General features: G+C 54.9%; 12 protein-coding genes. 2 read left to right on the top strand and 10 right to left on the bottom strand.

Annotated elements, in window-relative coordinates:
- Window positions 1-355: 355 nt before the first annotated feature.
- Window positions 356-1,471, top strand: coding sequence for an AAA family ATPase (locus tag FYC48_RS07125; protein WP_200836556.1), 1,116 nt, complete (start codon window positions 356-358; stop codon window positions 1,469-1,471).
- 77 nt (window positions 1,472-1,548) lie between these two features.
- Here the strand turns inward: FYC48_RS07125 and FYC48_RS07120 are convergent, their stop codons facing one another.
- The 4 genes from FYC48_RS07120 to FYC48_RS07105 form a co-directional block, all read right to left on the bottom strand.
- On the bottom strand, window positions 1,549-1,854 hold the full coding sequence (locus tag FYC48_RS07120; RefSeq protein WP_149496009.1) for a hypothetical protein: 306 nt from the start codon (window positions 1,852-1,854) through the stop codon (window positions 1,549-1,551).
- Window positions 1,855-2,143: 289 nt separating this feature from the next.
- The gene (locus FYC48_RS07115; RefSeq protein WP_149496008.1) at window positions 2,144-2,578 is read right to left on the bottom strand and encodes a cytidine/deoxycytidylate deaminase family protein; all 435 of its coding nucleotides are present in this window, start codon (window positions 2,576-2,578) and stop codon (window positions 2,144-2,146) included.
- Between the two features lie 207 nt (window positions 2,579-2,785).
- Window positions 2,786-3,898, bottom strand: a complete 1,113-nt coding sequence (locus FYC48_RS07110) for a quinone-dependent dihydroorotate dehydrogenase (RefSeq protein WP_149496007.1) — start codon at window positions 3,896-3,898, stop codon at window positions 2,786-2,788.
- 103 nt (window positions 3,899-4,001) lie between these two features.
- Window positions 4,002-5,015 (bottom strand): hypothetical protein, encoded by a 1,014-nt coding sequence (locus tag FYC48_RS07105; protein ID WP_149496006.1) that lies wholly within the window; start codon window positions 5,013-5,015, stop codon window positions 4,002-4,004.
- Between the two features lie 16 nt (window positions 5,016-5,031).
- Here FYC48_RS07105 and FYC48_RS07100 point away from each other — a divergent pair, with 16 nt between their 5' ends.
- Complete coding sequence (locus FYC48_RS07100) at window positions 5,032-5,733, top strand: ABC transporter ATP-binding protein (protein WP_149496005.1); 702 nt, start codon at window positions 5,032-5,034, stop codon at window positions 5,731-5,733.
- Window positions 5,734-5,911: 178 nt separating this feature from the next.
- Here the strand turns inward: FYC48_RS07100 and tssH are convergent, their stop codons facing one another.
- The 6 genes from tssH to tssC all read right to left on the bottom strand — a co-directional run bounded on the left by tssH (window position 5,912) and on the right by tssC (window position 14,617).
- Window positions 5,912-8,659, bottom strand: a complete 2,748-nt coding sequence (gene tssH, locus FYC48_RS07095) for a type VI secretion system ATPase TssH (RefSeq protein WP_149496004.1) — start codon at window positions 8,657-8,659, stop codon at window positions 5,912-5,914.
- 65 nt (window positions 8,660-8,724) lie between these two features.
- Complete coding sequence (gene tssG / locus FYC48_RS07090; RefSeq protein WP_160149373.1) at window positions 8,725-9,813, bottom strand: type VI secretion system baseplate subunit TssG; 1,089 nt, start codon at window positions 9,811-9,813, stop codon at window positions 8,725-8,727.
- Window positions 9,814-9,824: 11 nt separating this feature from the next.
- Window positions 9,825-11,666 carry a type VI secretion system baseplate subunit TssF gene (gene tssF, locus FYC48_RS07085; RefSeq protein WP_149496002.1) on the bottom strand — a complete coding sequence of 614 codons (1,842 nt, stop codon included), beginning with the start codon at window positions 11,664-11,666 and terminating at the stop codon, window positions 9,825-9,827.
- Window positions 11,663-12,157 carry a type VI secretion system baseplate subunit TssE gene (gene tssE / locus FYC48_RS07080; RefSeq protein ID WP_149496001.1) on the bottom strand — a complete coding sequence of 165 codons (495 nt, stop codon included), beginning with the start codon at window positions 12,155-12,157 and terminating at the stop codon, window positions 11,663-11,665. The genes tssF and tssE overlap by 4 nt, the downstream gene beginning before the upstream one ends.
- Before the next feature lie 11 nt (window positions 12,158-12,168).
- Complete coding sequence (locus FYC48_RS07075; protein WP_149496000.1) at window positions 12,169-12,975, bottom strand: type VI secretion system accessory protein TagJ; 807 nt, start codon at window positions 12,973-12,975, stop codon at window positions 12,169-12,171.
- A 58-nt stretch (window positions 12,976-13,033) separates the two neighbouring features.
- On the bottom strand, window positions 13,034-14,617 hold the full coding sequence (gene tssC, locus FYC48_RS07070) for a type VI secretion system contractile sheath large subunit (protein WP_149495999.1): 1,584 nt from the start codon (window positions 14,615-14,617) through the stop codon (window positions 13,034-13,036).
- Between the last annotated feature and the right edge of the window lie 35 nt (window positions 14,618-14,652).

Raw genomic sequence — 14,652 nt, 5'->3', positions numbered from 1 at the left:
CTTTCACGCTGATTTTAAACCAAAACAACGCCACAGATCGCTGTCTTGATGGCTCATCGTCGCCGTTACCGATTTACAATGAGTCCGAGAACTTATCCAAAAAAAGTGCGCCGGACGCGCTAATGTTCCGTCTGACTCAACTATTTGGGGTCGGCTCATCAGCCGACGGGCGTTGGCAACGGTAATTGCACCGAAGCCTTGGCTAACGCCAATCATCTAATTTGAAATCGTATTGGAACGAAGCGATAGCATCGGGCCTGCATTGGCATCACTCGTTTTTTGGGACAGGTTCGTCACACCAAACGTCGTTTACTACGCCGGAGTCCGATTCATTCATTCGGGCCTCCGCGTCATCATGAAGGATCACCGCATGGTTCAGCCTCCGCCGATCGAATCCAACACTCCCAATCCCGATCGCGGCCCCCATTCCGGTTCCGGTTCGGGCGATTCGAATCCAGGCCGTGATTCACGCAGCGACGCTGAACTGGCGTCCGAACTGGTGAAGTCCTGCAAGGCCATTCGGCATCAAGTCGCACAGGTTGTCGTCGGACAAAACGAAGTCGTCGAACAACTTCTCATTGCGATTTTGTCCCGTGGTCATTGTCTGCTCGAAGGCGTCCCCGGCCTCGCCAAAACACTGATGATCCGGACCCTTGCCGAATCGATGCATTTGGATTTCCACCGGATCCAGTTCACCCCCGATTTGATGCCCGGCGATATCACCGGAACAGACATCATTCAAGAAGACCCCGAAACGGGCCGCCGAAAATTGCTGTTCGAACGTGGGCCGATCTTCACCCAGATGCTGCTCGCCGACGAAATTAACCGTACGCCTCCGAAAACACAGGCGGCGCTTCTCGAAGCAATGCAAGAACACGAAGTCACCGCCGGAGGTAAAACGTATTCCTTGAAGGAACCGTTCTTCGTCCTCGCGACCCAGAACCCGATCGAGCAGGAAGGCACCTACCCGCTGCCAGAAGCTCAACGCGATCGATTTTTATTCCATGTCGTCGTCGATTACCCCACCCGCGACGAAGAATCGGAGATCGTCGATCGTACGACGTCAACGTTTGATGCCGAGGTGAAACCGGTCGTCACCGGGGAACAAATCATTGCCTTTCAGAGGACCGTCCGGCGCGTCCCGTTGCCGCCCCACGTCAAAGACTGGGTGCTCGATGCCGTTCGGTCGGTGCGTCCCTCAGATCCGCAGTGCGCCGACTGGGCAAAAGAACTGGTCGAATGGGGACCGGGACCACGTGCTAGCCAACAATTAGTGCTTGCCGCCAAAGCGCGCGCATTGATGCATGGTCGTCCCCAAGTGACCCTTGAGGACGTCCAGACACTCGCGCTACCTGTCTTACGACACCGGCTGGTCCCGACGTTCACCGCGGAAGCTGACGGCATCACGGTCGACGATCTGATCACGCGGTTGATCAAAGATCTCGCGCCCAAGCAGGCGTCAGCGCTCTAACGCAACATGAGCCACGGATCCGCTCGATGATTCCGTCGCGTATGCGACAATCGTGTCCCCGCTCGCATCCTCGGGCACTACCTTCGCCCATCGCCGTTCTCTTCCGATCTCTCTTTAGGCAATTCATCGGGACGGTGCCCGAAGACGGCATAAAGAGCGAAATCGAGTAGCCCCGCGAATCGAAAGCGGGGATCAACGTAATGCTCGATGACGTAGAACGCGAAGTAGTACGCTCGGCAGAAAGCCCATATGGCGATGGCATATATGACGACATAGCGAAAATCTGTGAGCTGTGTGAACAAGACACCCGATGCGAGAACCCCGAGCAGGACGAATAAGACGCCTTTGAACCAGATCACACGGGCGTTAGTTAAGTTTGCCATGGTTTTTTCACCTGCGTTCCGGCCACACCGCTCAGTGGTCGACGATGACGACCAGCGACGTGCTTGTGAGGTTCACCGTGTGCTTCGTTGAGACAATGTTGTTGAGTTCGGCTCATCCTAAACTCAAGTTCTGCGGTATCGCATAGGGTACCGATCCGACAAGCAATGACACGCACTCAAAGCCGACGCCTCCGCAAGCATCTTTATGGCTGATGCTCGCATTGCGTTCGTCCATCATCGTGTCTGTGCGGTTGCAGACCCAGCAAATATTACTCGAAGGCTACAAGGATCATTGGAGTTTCTTCGGAAGCACGTCACGCCAATAGTGTGGGCGAAGGGCCGATAACGGCAGAAAGTCACAGACTCCATCGATCTTCGTTCCCGGAATTCCGACTACCAAATCCATTCCCCAATAGGAGAGTCGTTCCTGGCAAATTCCGCATGCCGGTACGACTTGTATATCGCCATTGGTAGACTCTCTCATCACGCAAACCGACGCGAGCACCACCTCATTTGTCCGATGCGCTTCACAGATCGGTCCGGTTTCGGCACAGAGTGCAGCGGCGTCGAGCGCCGCATCAATCCAGATCCCTGTGTAGATCTGATGCGATTGAGTCAAGATGGCCGCGGCGACTGCTTCACCAGTTGGGAGTCGACGGGCAACGAGATCTGTTGCCGCTTGAAATAATTGTGAAAGGCCTTTGTCGGTGATGCTGGAGTGCATTGCTAAAGCGGATTGGTTAGACAATGACGTGTCGCCATGCGAAGGGAACATTGCGCGACGATGCCACCGGGAATCGGTTGGTTAAACAGACGGACAGCGATCTCTGTCAGCGTCAGTATACATGTCAAAGGGTTTGCCTCACGACTTGTCGTATAGAACTGTTCCCTTTGTCATCCGACGAAACGGCGCACAGACTTGCCTAAACCTTTAGCGCTCCATCGCATCGATGCCGATGACGTCGGAAAGTTGGTTGACACCATCACGACGAAGTCGCTCGGCTAAATCACGATTGATCTTCGCGACAAGACCTGGGCCATGGTAGATCAGTGCGGTGTAAACCTGAACCAGCGATGCACCCAATCGAATCCTACGATAGGCGTCGGTGGCATTCTGAATCCCTCCCGCTGAAATGATCCGTAGCCGAGTACCGCGTAGCTGGCGAAATAGCCATGCCGTTCGCCGGTCCATCCAGTCCTTCGTTGGACGACCGGCGATCGCGCCCGGTCGATCTTGGTAAGTCGACGGTGCGGACACTAATCCTTCGCGACGGTGCGCCGATAGATTGAACATCACCCCGGCGACTGAGTGGTACTGCAACGCAATGTCCAACAGATCTGCGATCAATGTCTGCTCCCAATCGGGCGACAGCTTTAAAAATACCGGAACATCGCCGGTCACCTCCGTCACCGATCGTAGCAAGTCGTCCAGACGAGAGGACTGTTCAAAGAAACCGCGACCATCGATCGTGTTGGGGCAGCTAAGGTTCAACATCAGATACGAGGTCACATCGGCAAATCGCTTCGCCGATTCACGGTAGTCGTCGATCACCGCATCTGGAGAACTTGGGCCTGACGAAGGCTCATTGGTGTTGACCAAATTGACTCCGATGGGTGTCTTGATCGCATCGCGATTCCGCAAATCTTGCAACCGCTTCGCCACCACAACTGATCCATCATTTGGCAACCCATAGTGGACTAGTACAGCGGCATCATCGATCAAACGCCACAACCGTGGAGTCTGGTTGCCTTTCGACGGTCGGGCCGAGATCGAACCAATTTCGAGATGTCCAAACCCGATCGCTTGCATCGCCGGAACGATTTCACCCGATTTGTCCAAGCCTGCGGCAAGCCCGATCGGATTTGCAAAATCGATGCCTGCGAGCGCAACGCGAAGGATCGGGTCAACGTTGGGGTCGCACCGGATGAACCTAAGAACGCCGGGGATCGATTGGACGATACTTCCGGTGCGAATGCCAAGTTGATGAGCCTTTTCCGGATCCAGAGAAAATAACAACGGACGGATGCCGCGATAAAAAAGCATTTGCTCTCCGGTGATCTTCACTGGTCAAAAAAGCCGGCGTTAGACCTGGTATTCCGTTGAGTCCTTGGTCAACACCGTTCGGCTAAACTTCAGGTAACTGAAACTATGGCTGTGATCGGGGCAACGGATCGGGGGAATTCTTTAGCAATGCAGCTAGATGAATCGAAAGCTTGTTCAATTCTGTGTGGCTATACGAGAAGCTCCCGGCAAGCATGGCTGCTTCCTTTGACCAGCGTATGTCTCTTCCCGGTGGTAAATCGACGAGGCCAAACGCTGCTTCGCTTGGGACGCCTAAAAAATTGAACTCGCCGGCGTCGACAAAAATGTCTCGCGTCTCGACTGTTTCGAACGGCAGGACACGGATTGGGTGATCAATGATCGGATACGCTGTCTTTCCATGTTCGCGACCGAGCGGCGCCATCAACCAAACCATCATCGCTCCCTCGCCAGTCTTAGCATCGAGATAGACAAAATGACGAGTCAGGTAACGTCGGTTCTGATCCCGGCGGTGCATGATCGATGGGGCATCAAAGACGTAGATCTGGTCCGTCTTTCCCACTACCGTGACGCGTTGCAGTTGGGATTCGCTGGACCGCAACACCTGTTTTTGAATCAGCCCCAGAGAGACGCCAAGTTCACTTGCGGTGTCGGCAGAGACGATGATGCGTCCTTGGTCGGACGATATGCTGTAGCCAACGCCGACAGACGCCAATCTGAATTCACCTTGTGGCGAAAGCGGTGGATTGCCTTCGCCAGACAATTCGTCCGGCGAGGTTTTCGTTACTGATGCCATGATCGTTAGCGAGGATTTCGTTGCCGCATCACGTACCGTGTCGCTGACGGTCTTAGCATCACCCGCCGATAGCCTGGGATTCGCTAACAGTACTAACCGGTTGAAAGGCGATTGCTCGCTAGGCGAAGTCACCGAAATGCCGGCAGGGATCTTTGTGATACTCTGTGGAACGAACGTATCATCGAATTTCGATTGAGCCTGCGATGAGGACGCAGAGCAGATAATCGAGACGCAAGCGAAGACTACGGATGATCGTAAATCTCGCATCCACGGTCGCATCGTTTTGCGGTGACGGGTATCTTCCATCGTTTCAATCCATTCCATCTTCAGTCGGTTTCCAATGCCCGGGCAAGCTTCCGTCGATCGCTCTACCGACGCCGTCGTGCAGACCCATTCAGTTTCACGCTATTTTCCCCGGGGCGACGTGCATGCCCTTCACGACGTCAGTTTGGCGATTACCCATGGCGAACATGTCTCGATTGTAGGCAAAAGTGGAAGCGGGAAATCAACCTTGTTGAATCTAATCGGAGGGATGGACCGACCGACTGCGGGCGAGGTGTACTTTGACGGGCAATCATTGGCCACTGCCAATCTGGATCGTTATCGACGTCAGCAGGTCGGATTCGTGTTCCAGCGATACTATTTATTGCCGAACTTAACCGCCGCCGAAAACGTTCAAATTCCCATGTTTGAAACCTCGGCATCCGCGAATGAACGCGCCGAAACAGCCAACTCGCTACTCGCCCAAGTTGGACTCTCTGGCCGTGGACGCCATTTGCCCCGACAACTCTCTGGCGGTGAATGCCAACGCGTCGCGATCGCGCGAGCAATTGCGAACCGCCCTCAAGTGATCTTGGCGGACGAACCCACCGGGGCACTCGATAGTGAATCGGGAATGGCGATATTGGAATTATTAGAATCGCTACGCGAAACCAGTCAGACGACGTTGGTTGTCGTCACTCATGATGAAGCCGTCGCATCCAGGGCGAGTCGGCAAATCGTTCTGGCCGACGGTGAACTGGTCGACTCGGGCGGTGCTTAAAACTGTGGCGTCACTGATCCGCGATTCGATGCGGCCGAGGGACGAAAGTTTGTTCGGCCATTCACCGCTCGACCTCCCCTCGCTGCGCTCGGCCCTCCCCGCAGGAAGAGGAAATGACCTAAGCCGAATCATTCGTATTCAACTGCTTAGAACGTGCGTTCGATAGTTGATACCGCAACTAAGCTTCTGTCGAAACGATGTACTCGAACTGATCATCCTTCATATCAATTGAAACTTTGGAGATCGCTTCGCCTTCGGCCAGATTGGACAAGACTTGCGAAGAGAGTTCGGGAAGCATGGTTCGGTTGAGAATGTGGTCGATGTTGCGAGCACCTGTATCAACTTCGGTACAACGATTTCGAATCGAATCAACGACCGCATCGCTGTAGTCGAACGTTGCTCCGTAGCTTTCGACGACGCGGCGACCGACCTTGCCAAGTTTTAAACGAATGATCTGGCTCATCACGTCGTCGGCCAGCGGGTAATACGGAATCACACTCACGCGACCCAAGAACGCCGGCTTGAACGTTTTCAATAACTCTGGAAAGACGGCTTCGATAAAACCATCCGGGTCTGGCATCGTGTCATCATCGGCGCAAAGGCTTTTGATCAAGTCCGTTCCCGCATTGGTGGTCATGATGATGACCGTGTTTTTAAAGTCGATATCGCGACCTTCACCGTCCTTCATCTGGCCTTTATCAAAGACCTGATAAAAGACATCTTGAACGCCGGGATGCGCCTTCTCGACTTCGTCCAATAGTACCACCGAGTACGGTTTTCGACGGACCGCTTCGGTCAGAACCCCGCCTTCGCCGTAACCGACGTAACCGGGGGGCGAGCCCATCAACAGCGAGACCTTGTGTTCTTCTTTAAACTCCGACATGTTGATCGTCGTCATATTTTGCTCGCCGCCGTAAAGCAGGTTCGCCAATGTGATCGCGGTTTCAGTTTTTCCAACTCCGCTGGTTCCTGCCAGCAGGAACACGCCGATCGGTGTTCGCGGATCTCGCAAGCCGGCGCGACTGGTTCGGATACTTTGGGCGATCCGATCGAGGGCATGAGATTGCCCAACGATCGATTCCTCCATCAACTCTTTTAGTCGCAGGACGGTATTGATTTCGTTGCTGACCATGCGGCCAACCGGGATGCCCGTCCATGCGGCGACGGTTTCCGCGATCGCACCGGCATCGACGGAAGGGAAAAGTAACGGGCGCTCGCCCTGAATCGTTTGCAATTCTTCTTCGGCGGCGACCAATTCCGTCTTCCACCGAGCGATTTGTTCGTCGCTTGGTTCTTCGTTGGAGGCATCTGATTCCGCCGCGGGGGTTTCCTCGGCCGTTGTTTCTTCTTTTGTGGCGTCGATCGTGGCGGCGAGATGCTCAGGCGCGTCCTTGTCGAGCTTCTTTCGTAAGTCGACGATGGTTTTGAGTAGTTGCTTTTCTTCGTCCCACTGCTTTTGCAGCGATTCTAGTTCGCTTTCGACGGCTACCTTTTCGGCTTCGGCTTCTTCGATTGCTTCGCCGTGATCCGCTCCGGTCTGCTGTTCACGATTAAGAATCCGAATCGACACGTCGAGTTGATCGCGTCGGCGCTGGGCGTCTTCGATTGCCGGCGGGGTGGACGATTGGCTGAGTTGGATTCGCGCACATGCGGTGTCGAGAAGACTAACGGCTTTGTCCGGTAACTGTCGTCCAGAGATGTATCGTTTCGACAGTTTCACCGCTTCGACAACTGCTTCGTTCATGATGCGAACGCGATGATGCTTTTCTAACGTTCCGACCAAGCCACGCATCATTTCTACCGCGACGGGCTCATCGGGTTCATTGACGATGACAACTTGGAATCGACGCGCCAGGGCGGCATCCTTTTCGAAATACTTTTTGTACTCCGCCCAGGTTGTTGCCGCGATCGTTCGCAACTCGCCACGCGCGAGAGCTGGCTTAAGCAGATTGGCGGCGTCGCCTTGGCCTGCCTGTCCACCGGCGCCGATCAACGTGTGAGCTTCATCGATAAACAGGATGATCGGTGTCGGCGAACTTTTGACTTCATCGATCACACCGCGTAAGCGATTTTCAAACTCGCCTTTCATTCCCGCGCCCGCTTGCAGCAGGCCGAGGTCGAGCGTGTGAATGCGAATGTTGCGAATCGATTCGGGGACATCACCGGCGGCAACACGCAGTGCGAAGCCTTCGACGACGGCGGTTTTCCCGACCCCTGCCTCACCGGTCAAGATTGGGTTGTTTTGGCGGCGACGTGTCAAGATATCGATCAACTGCCGAATTTCGGGATCACGACCGAGCACCGGATCGATGTGTCCGGACGAAGCACGCTCGGTCAGGTCAATCGTGAATTGATCCAGGGCCGGCGTTTTAGTCATGCCCGGTTTCGCGGCCGACCCGCCACCGGAGGACGAGGACGCGGCGGTCCCGGCTCCCATCGGAACATGCGTTTCTTCGCTATCGCTTAAGACCGTTGCGAAGTCTTGGGTCAACCCATCTCCGTTGATCGAATCGAACTCGCCCGAGGCATCGCGTGCGATCGATCGCAAAGTGCTTGATTTTAATAGCGCCACCAGCAAGTGACCACTACGAACCTTCGCGGCTCCATGATCGACCGATGCGAACAACCAAGCTTCACGAACGAGATCGACGATATTGGGCGACAGTGCCGGTGGTCGGCCGTTTCCGGTTTTGAACTTATCGATCGCTTTGTTCAAATCGGCTTGCAAACTGCTGAGGTCGACGCCGGATGTTTTACAGGCGATCACAAGGTCTGATCGGTCGTTCTCGAGAAGCTTGAGTAGCCAATGTTCGATTTCAATGTTGTAGTTGGTCCTCGAAAGGCACAGCCCTGCGGCCGATTCCAACGCCCCGCGGCAGGTGTCGTTCAGCTTGCCAACCAGTTCTTTTAAGTTGATCTGTGCCATAAGTTTGCAAAATGATGTAGGTAGAGAGGAAAGCTGAATTACCGAATGATTTGTATGTCGATAGGTTACCGCGTCGGTGTCCCATCGTGGTGGAAGACGGCATCGGCACTATCATGAGTTGGGGGGCGACTGCAAAGCCATGTATTCCACCCCAAGTGCGGTGCGGACGAACCGTCCTGCGTTGATCCGGAAGCGACAAAGCGACATGCCGGTATCTCGTCGGCCATCAGGATGACTTGCAAATCGAAGTCAAACTCCATCCCGACATAGCTCCGGATAAACTGACATACCTGGGGCAGCGTTTGTCCGGTCGGTAGTAGACGCGTGAAGTCTTTGAATCGTACCGGACCGATCTGGATTCGAAACTTGGATCCCGGGTCCCATGTCCTGCCGCCCAAAATCGTATCTAACCCAACGATGCAGTGGGCGCCCGTACTTCCAAGTCGTGAGCACTCCGCCGGGGGCAGCACCAGCCATTGGCCGAACATCGACAGCACTTTGGCGGGTAAGCCGAGATAGTCTGATACGATCGCGCGTAGCGATTCGGCGGTCGGGCGATCGTTGAAGACGCCACCGTAATAGATCAATGCATCATCGGTGACCTGCAAACGGTCGCGGACTTGATCGGTTCCCCTGCCAACGATCGAGAGGAGTGTTTCGCGGATCAAATCGGCCTCGGGACGTTGCCGCTGCGCACTCGTTTCGTAGCCTGCCGCTAACGAATACTTCTCCCAAGCTCGATAGAAGAACGAAAGTTGACGATGCGAAAACATGTCAAAGAAACTGCGCATCGCCTGGTCTTTGGCGTGAACGCGATCGATCACCAGTTGTGTGTACTGGGTCGGCAACGCTCCCGCGGGGCCGGTTAAACCCCAAAAACTGACCAGCATCTCGACCAAACCCTCAGTCACTTTGTCCGTTTCGGCATCCTGATGTGGGTTGACCGAAATAACTTCGCTGGGGGCAAATCGAAGCGCCGGTTGAACTTGAAACCGAACGGGTTCTTCATTGATGTTGCTGACCGTTCCGATCCGTCCGGCACGTTTCGGGCCGGCAGGCTGATGTTGTGAGTGCGCATCGGAACGGGTTGCCGAAGGAGCGGCAAGCAGCAATCGCACGGCTTGGAAAAACGTGAACTTGTAGGGTTCACGCATCAAGCGTTGCTTTACAGAAATTCTTGTCTTCCCGACCGCGCCGGCCATTTAGCGATTTCCTGTTCTCGTAGACTGCTGCGCAGTGTCGTTCGGGTAAAAGAATTGATCGAGGCGTACAGGGCGACGAACCGTTCCAAGATGCTGCCCAGCAAATACGCCCCGCCACTACTGAGTTTTTCTTCGTCGATGGTGAATTCCAAATCGAGGCCGCGGCACATCGAAAGTCCACCCGTCGGGGCTTTGCAGCGTGCGACACTCGGTTGGCTAATCACCGAGCGGATCGAATCGATTCGCTGCTGGGAATCGCCTTTCCCGATGAATTCGTAGAGCCCCAGGATCTCACGAATCGCGCTAGCACCGTCGCGGCCATCGAACAGCGAAACATGTCCCAGGGAAAGGTGGCTGATCAATCGCCAGTAGGTGCCTTTTTCCAGTGGCGGACGCAACGGGACGCGCGGCTGAGTCACGCATTTCGGTGGCAATAGCGGTCCACCTTTGACTAACGTCAACGATGGTCGCCCCCCACCAAATTCCAATCGTTGCGGAAGATTACGACTAGTGCACAAGGCACGAATGTCCAAAACAGTTCCGTCGTTTTCGTCCGGATTGAAATCTAAATCGACCAGCGACAAATAAACTTCACTCGCGGATTCTTGGACACCGCCGCTTTGGTCGCTGCGTCGCCGGTGCGTATGGAAAAAGCCACGACGATCGCGTTGTTCGCCTGCATGCCGGATCGAATAGAACGGATGAAATTCTCGATCGGGTTGTTCAGAGTCAATCGCGCGAACGCTTTGGATCGAATGGACTTCGAATGCACGCGGCTGTCGGGCGTCCGCAACGACGTGATATTCGTGGCTGGCATGACCGACCCGAATCGGTTCGCAGCGATGTTCGAACAGGTTCACCATCGGCGTACAACCCAGGCGGATCGTTTCCGGTTCGACAAACTGCTCAACCGAACCGACGTGACGTTTGAGCAACAAGAACACGTGCAACGACTCGCCATAACCGGCGAGTTGTTCTCGATCGATGCCGCGGACGTCGAAAAACATGAATTTCTCGGGAGCGGCAAAGTATTCCGTCAGCAATCGATATCCGCTGAACGTCCGAGGCTCCTCGGGAAACAAGCATTCGCCCGGTTCGAACCCGATCACTCCCAAGTTGTCTTTCGACAGGCGGATCGGATTCGGATCGTTCGCCGACTTTGCGATCAGAATTTCAAGCGTATCGTTGTGTATTAGCTCGTAGAGATCCATCGCGGCGTGTGAAATGCCGCGAATGAAAAATCGTAACGAGTCAAGCTCTATCATTTCAAAACGGACCGATTCGCGAAACGTTTGCAGCGTCAAGTGAATCGCCGCTTCTGCTTTGGGGAGTAACGGGCTGGACGGACTTTGAAACGGTTGGCCCTTGTACGATGCGGCGGCGACCTTGATCGGGAACAGCTTGACGGGATACGCCGTTCGAAATTGGCAGACGCCGTCTTCGGTCGATTCGGTTTCGATCGCACCGCCGGCTTCGATTTCATATCCCGCGACCAAGTCCGCCTGCCGAGGATCGAGGTTGAATTCGACCACCGCCGTCGACGGAATCGGTGCGAGGTAGTGCGGATAGAGCACGCCCAGCAGCGCGTGCGTGATTTCAGGGAAATCGTCATCCAATTTCAACCGAGTCCGCGCCGAGAGCAACGCGAATGACTCGATGATTCGTGAAACGTGTGGGTCTTCGCTTAAGTCGTCTCCCAATCGCAATCGGGCTGCGATCTTGGGATGTTGCTTCGCAAATTCAGAACCGAAGCGACGTAAGAATTGCAATTCTTGGTTGTAGTACGGCAATAATCGATCGGTCATCGACGCACTCCTTTGACCATGAAGTCACCGCTGGTGGCATCCAATTCACTGTCGTAGACCACCGGTTCAGGAGCCGGATTGACTTTCAGCATCGCGTCGATCCGAAATCGAAGTGCCCGGTCGGTTGGATCATTCGTATCGGCAAGTTGAACGCGAACTTTCGTTAACCGTGGTTCGAAGACGTCGATCGCACGGACCATTAGCTTACGAAGCATTTCCTGCTGTTCGCGCGATCCGGTACTGATGCCAACGCAATCGGGAATTCCATACGCAAACACGGATCGATCGAGTTCCTTTAGGTCTGCCGGCCAAGACGTCGCCCGGCACCGTGTGTTGAGTAACGCTTGTAGGTCGCGTCCCACGCTTTCCTTCATCTGGGAGAGGATCTGCGTTCGATTCATCGGCACCTCTGTCTTTTGGTGCGGTTCCAAATCGATCAATCGATCAAGAACACTGGGAATCAACGGACGGTCATTGGGAACTCGGGACATGTTTGATCGGGTCAGTCTTCGCGGCGAATTGTTTTAAGTTCCATGATCGGCAAGTCACTGTCACCGGCCAGTAGCATTCGCTGCCCTCGGCCTCGGACAATTCCTTGTTCGGTGTCGAACCAGTCGGTACCGCGTCCTAGCCGTAAGTTTGCGTCGGGCTGTGAATCTTGGTTCGGTTCGAGGTAGATTGCCGGTACATAAACCTCACCGTCCGGGCCCGATTCGATCGACAAGGTCGCTTGTCGCCAAAGCAAATCAAACGGACGTTCGGGAGCACGTAATTCCAGGTTTAGGATTTGATTCCAATCGACCCAGAAGTACTTTCCCGTCGACGTGTAGACTTCCAGTACCGGGGCGAGCAAGTCATCGAGGTCGCGAATGTCGTCAACCTCAGCTCCGTTGACCTCGATGGGCTGATTGAGGATCGGTGCGTCGGCAAACGGCGCGAGCGTCTTGGCCGCCCCTTCGATGTCACCGCCGCGGTATGCGGTGAGGGCTTCCAGCGATGCCTTCAATCGGGGAGACGGGTCGCCCAGAAATTCCGGTACGCGGCCTTCGAAAAAACACTCTCGCCGCGCGAGTTCTGCTCGAACGAGCTGCCGCAATAGCGCGGCACCGATCGCCGCTTGGGCGTCTTGGTTAGAAACGGTATCGAGTTGCTTGTCGGCCCGATCGAGGTTTCCTGCGATGCATGAAAGTTCGGCCAATTGAAACCGCAGCCCAACGTCTGCCGGTTTCGACTTCACCAATTGCAACGATGCCTCCATCGCTTCGTCCAGTTTCCCGGCTTCGTACAACTCCATTGGAGACGATGTCATGAAAAGATTCCGTGGTGGTTAAGACGAGAGGTCGATGATTCAACGTTGTTGACCGCCGCTATGAGCGACCGATTCGAGTTTGTAATCGGATGCTACCGACCATTTCGTCCAGTTCATAATGCGGTGCCAGACGCATCATACAATAAAAAGCCCCGGGCTTTCCCGGGTCTGGCTGGACGGTGATCGAAGCCTCACGCAGTGGTTTGCGGCTTTTCACATCAGCGCTCGCTTCGCGGTCGGCGGTGACGTATTCGATGATCCAATCGTGTAGCATCCGCTGTAGGTCTTCGGCGGTCGCGAACGATCCCGTTTTAGTTCGGGCGATCACTTTGACATAATGCGCGAATCGTGAAACGGTCAGGATGTACGGCAACATCGCACTGATTTTCGCATTGGTCGTTGCCTCGTTGGTGTCGAAGACCTTCGCACGCTGTAGCGACTGGCCACTGGCGAACACCGCCATCGGTGTGTCCTTGCAATCGCAGATCGGCAATAGCCCGAGTTCGCTGAGCTGTCGTTCCAGAGAATCGCTGACTGCGATTTCGGTGATCGGACGAGGGATGACGCCTTTCGAATCGGTCGGAAACGAAAGGGCCGGCAGATCAGACACCAAGCCACCGCCTTCGACGTTTTGACGCAATCCACGGATGTCGGCAAGCCAACCACTATTGGCAAACGACCGCATCAATACTGACACGTACGCGTATGCCGGATTGCCCCATAAGTAATCGTCGCCGCTTGGGTGGCTGACGTCTTCTTGGAACATAAAACGATCGACGCGGCTGCCGTCGTCTTGATAGGGGCCACGCATCAGGATTCGCGGCAACACCATCCCTAAGAATCGCGAATCTTCGTCGTCTCGGATCGCGTTCCACTTGAGGTAGTCTGGACGAGACAGTCGCGACGCATGATCGCGTGTGACTTGTAAATCACCAAACGATTCCAAGTCTAACAACGCGGGGCTGGCCGCCATCAAGATCGGACAGAACGAACTGGCGGCGACGCCGGCAAGCGAACGAAGCACGAACAGGTCATCGGTCGTTCGTTCCGGCGAGACGCGCGGATGAATGTCATAGTCTCCCACCAGTACGCCGAAAGGCTCGCCACCGGGTGAACCGAACTCGTCTTCATAGACTTTCTTAAAGACCGTACTTTGATCGAATTCGACGCTGCGTTCGAAATCTTTTTCCAGCTCTTTCCAACGTGCCGTCAGGACACGAATTTTGATCATCGGGTCACTTTCGATTTCCGCGCGGTTGACCAGGAATTCCAGTCCTCGCCAAGACGATTCCAGCTTTTGAAATCGCGGGTGGTGCAGAATCTTGTTGACCTGATCGTTCAGTAATTGATCGATCTGCGCGATGTCGGCAGAGAGTCGTCGCAAGACGTGTTCGCGATCGGCAAACCGTGAATCAGATTGCCAGCCTTGCCCGAACCAATCATTCAGTGCATCGCCGACTGTCGAGGCACGGAGGAATTGATCGAGCGGCGCAGCGCCGGCGGATTTTATTTCGGCCGATTTGTCGACCGGTTGTTCTAAGACGCGATCGAGAAAACTAGACGCCAGTCCGCCGGGGGCATGCGATGACCTCGCGGATGCAACTGACGCGGGAGCGGGTTTCGGTAGTTCGGCGGAAGACATGCTGGATTACCGAAACGAGACGATCGGGAAGGGAT

The sequence above is a fragment of the Roseiconus lacunae genome, assembly GCF_008312935.1.
Classification (GTDB): Bacteria; Planctomycetota; Planctomycetia; order Pirellulales; family Pirellulaceae; genus Stieleria; species Stieleria lacunae.
The sequence above is the reverse complement of the archived record's forward strand: the minus strand, read 5'-3'. Positions and strand labels throughout refer to the sequence as shown.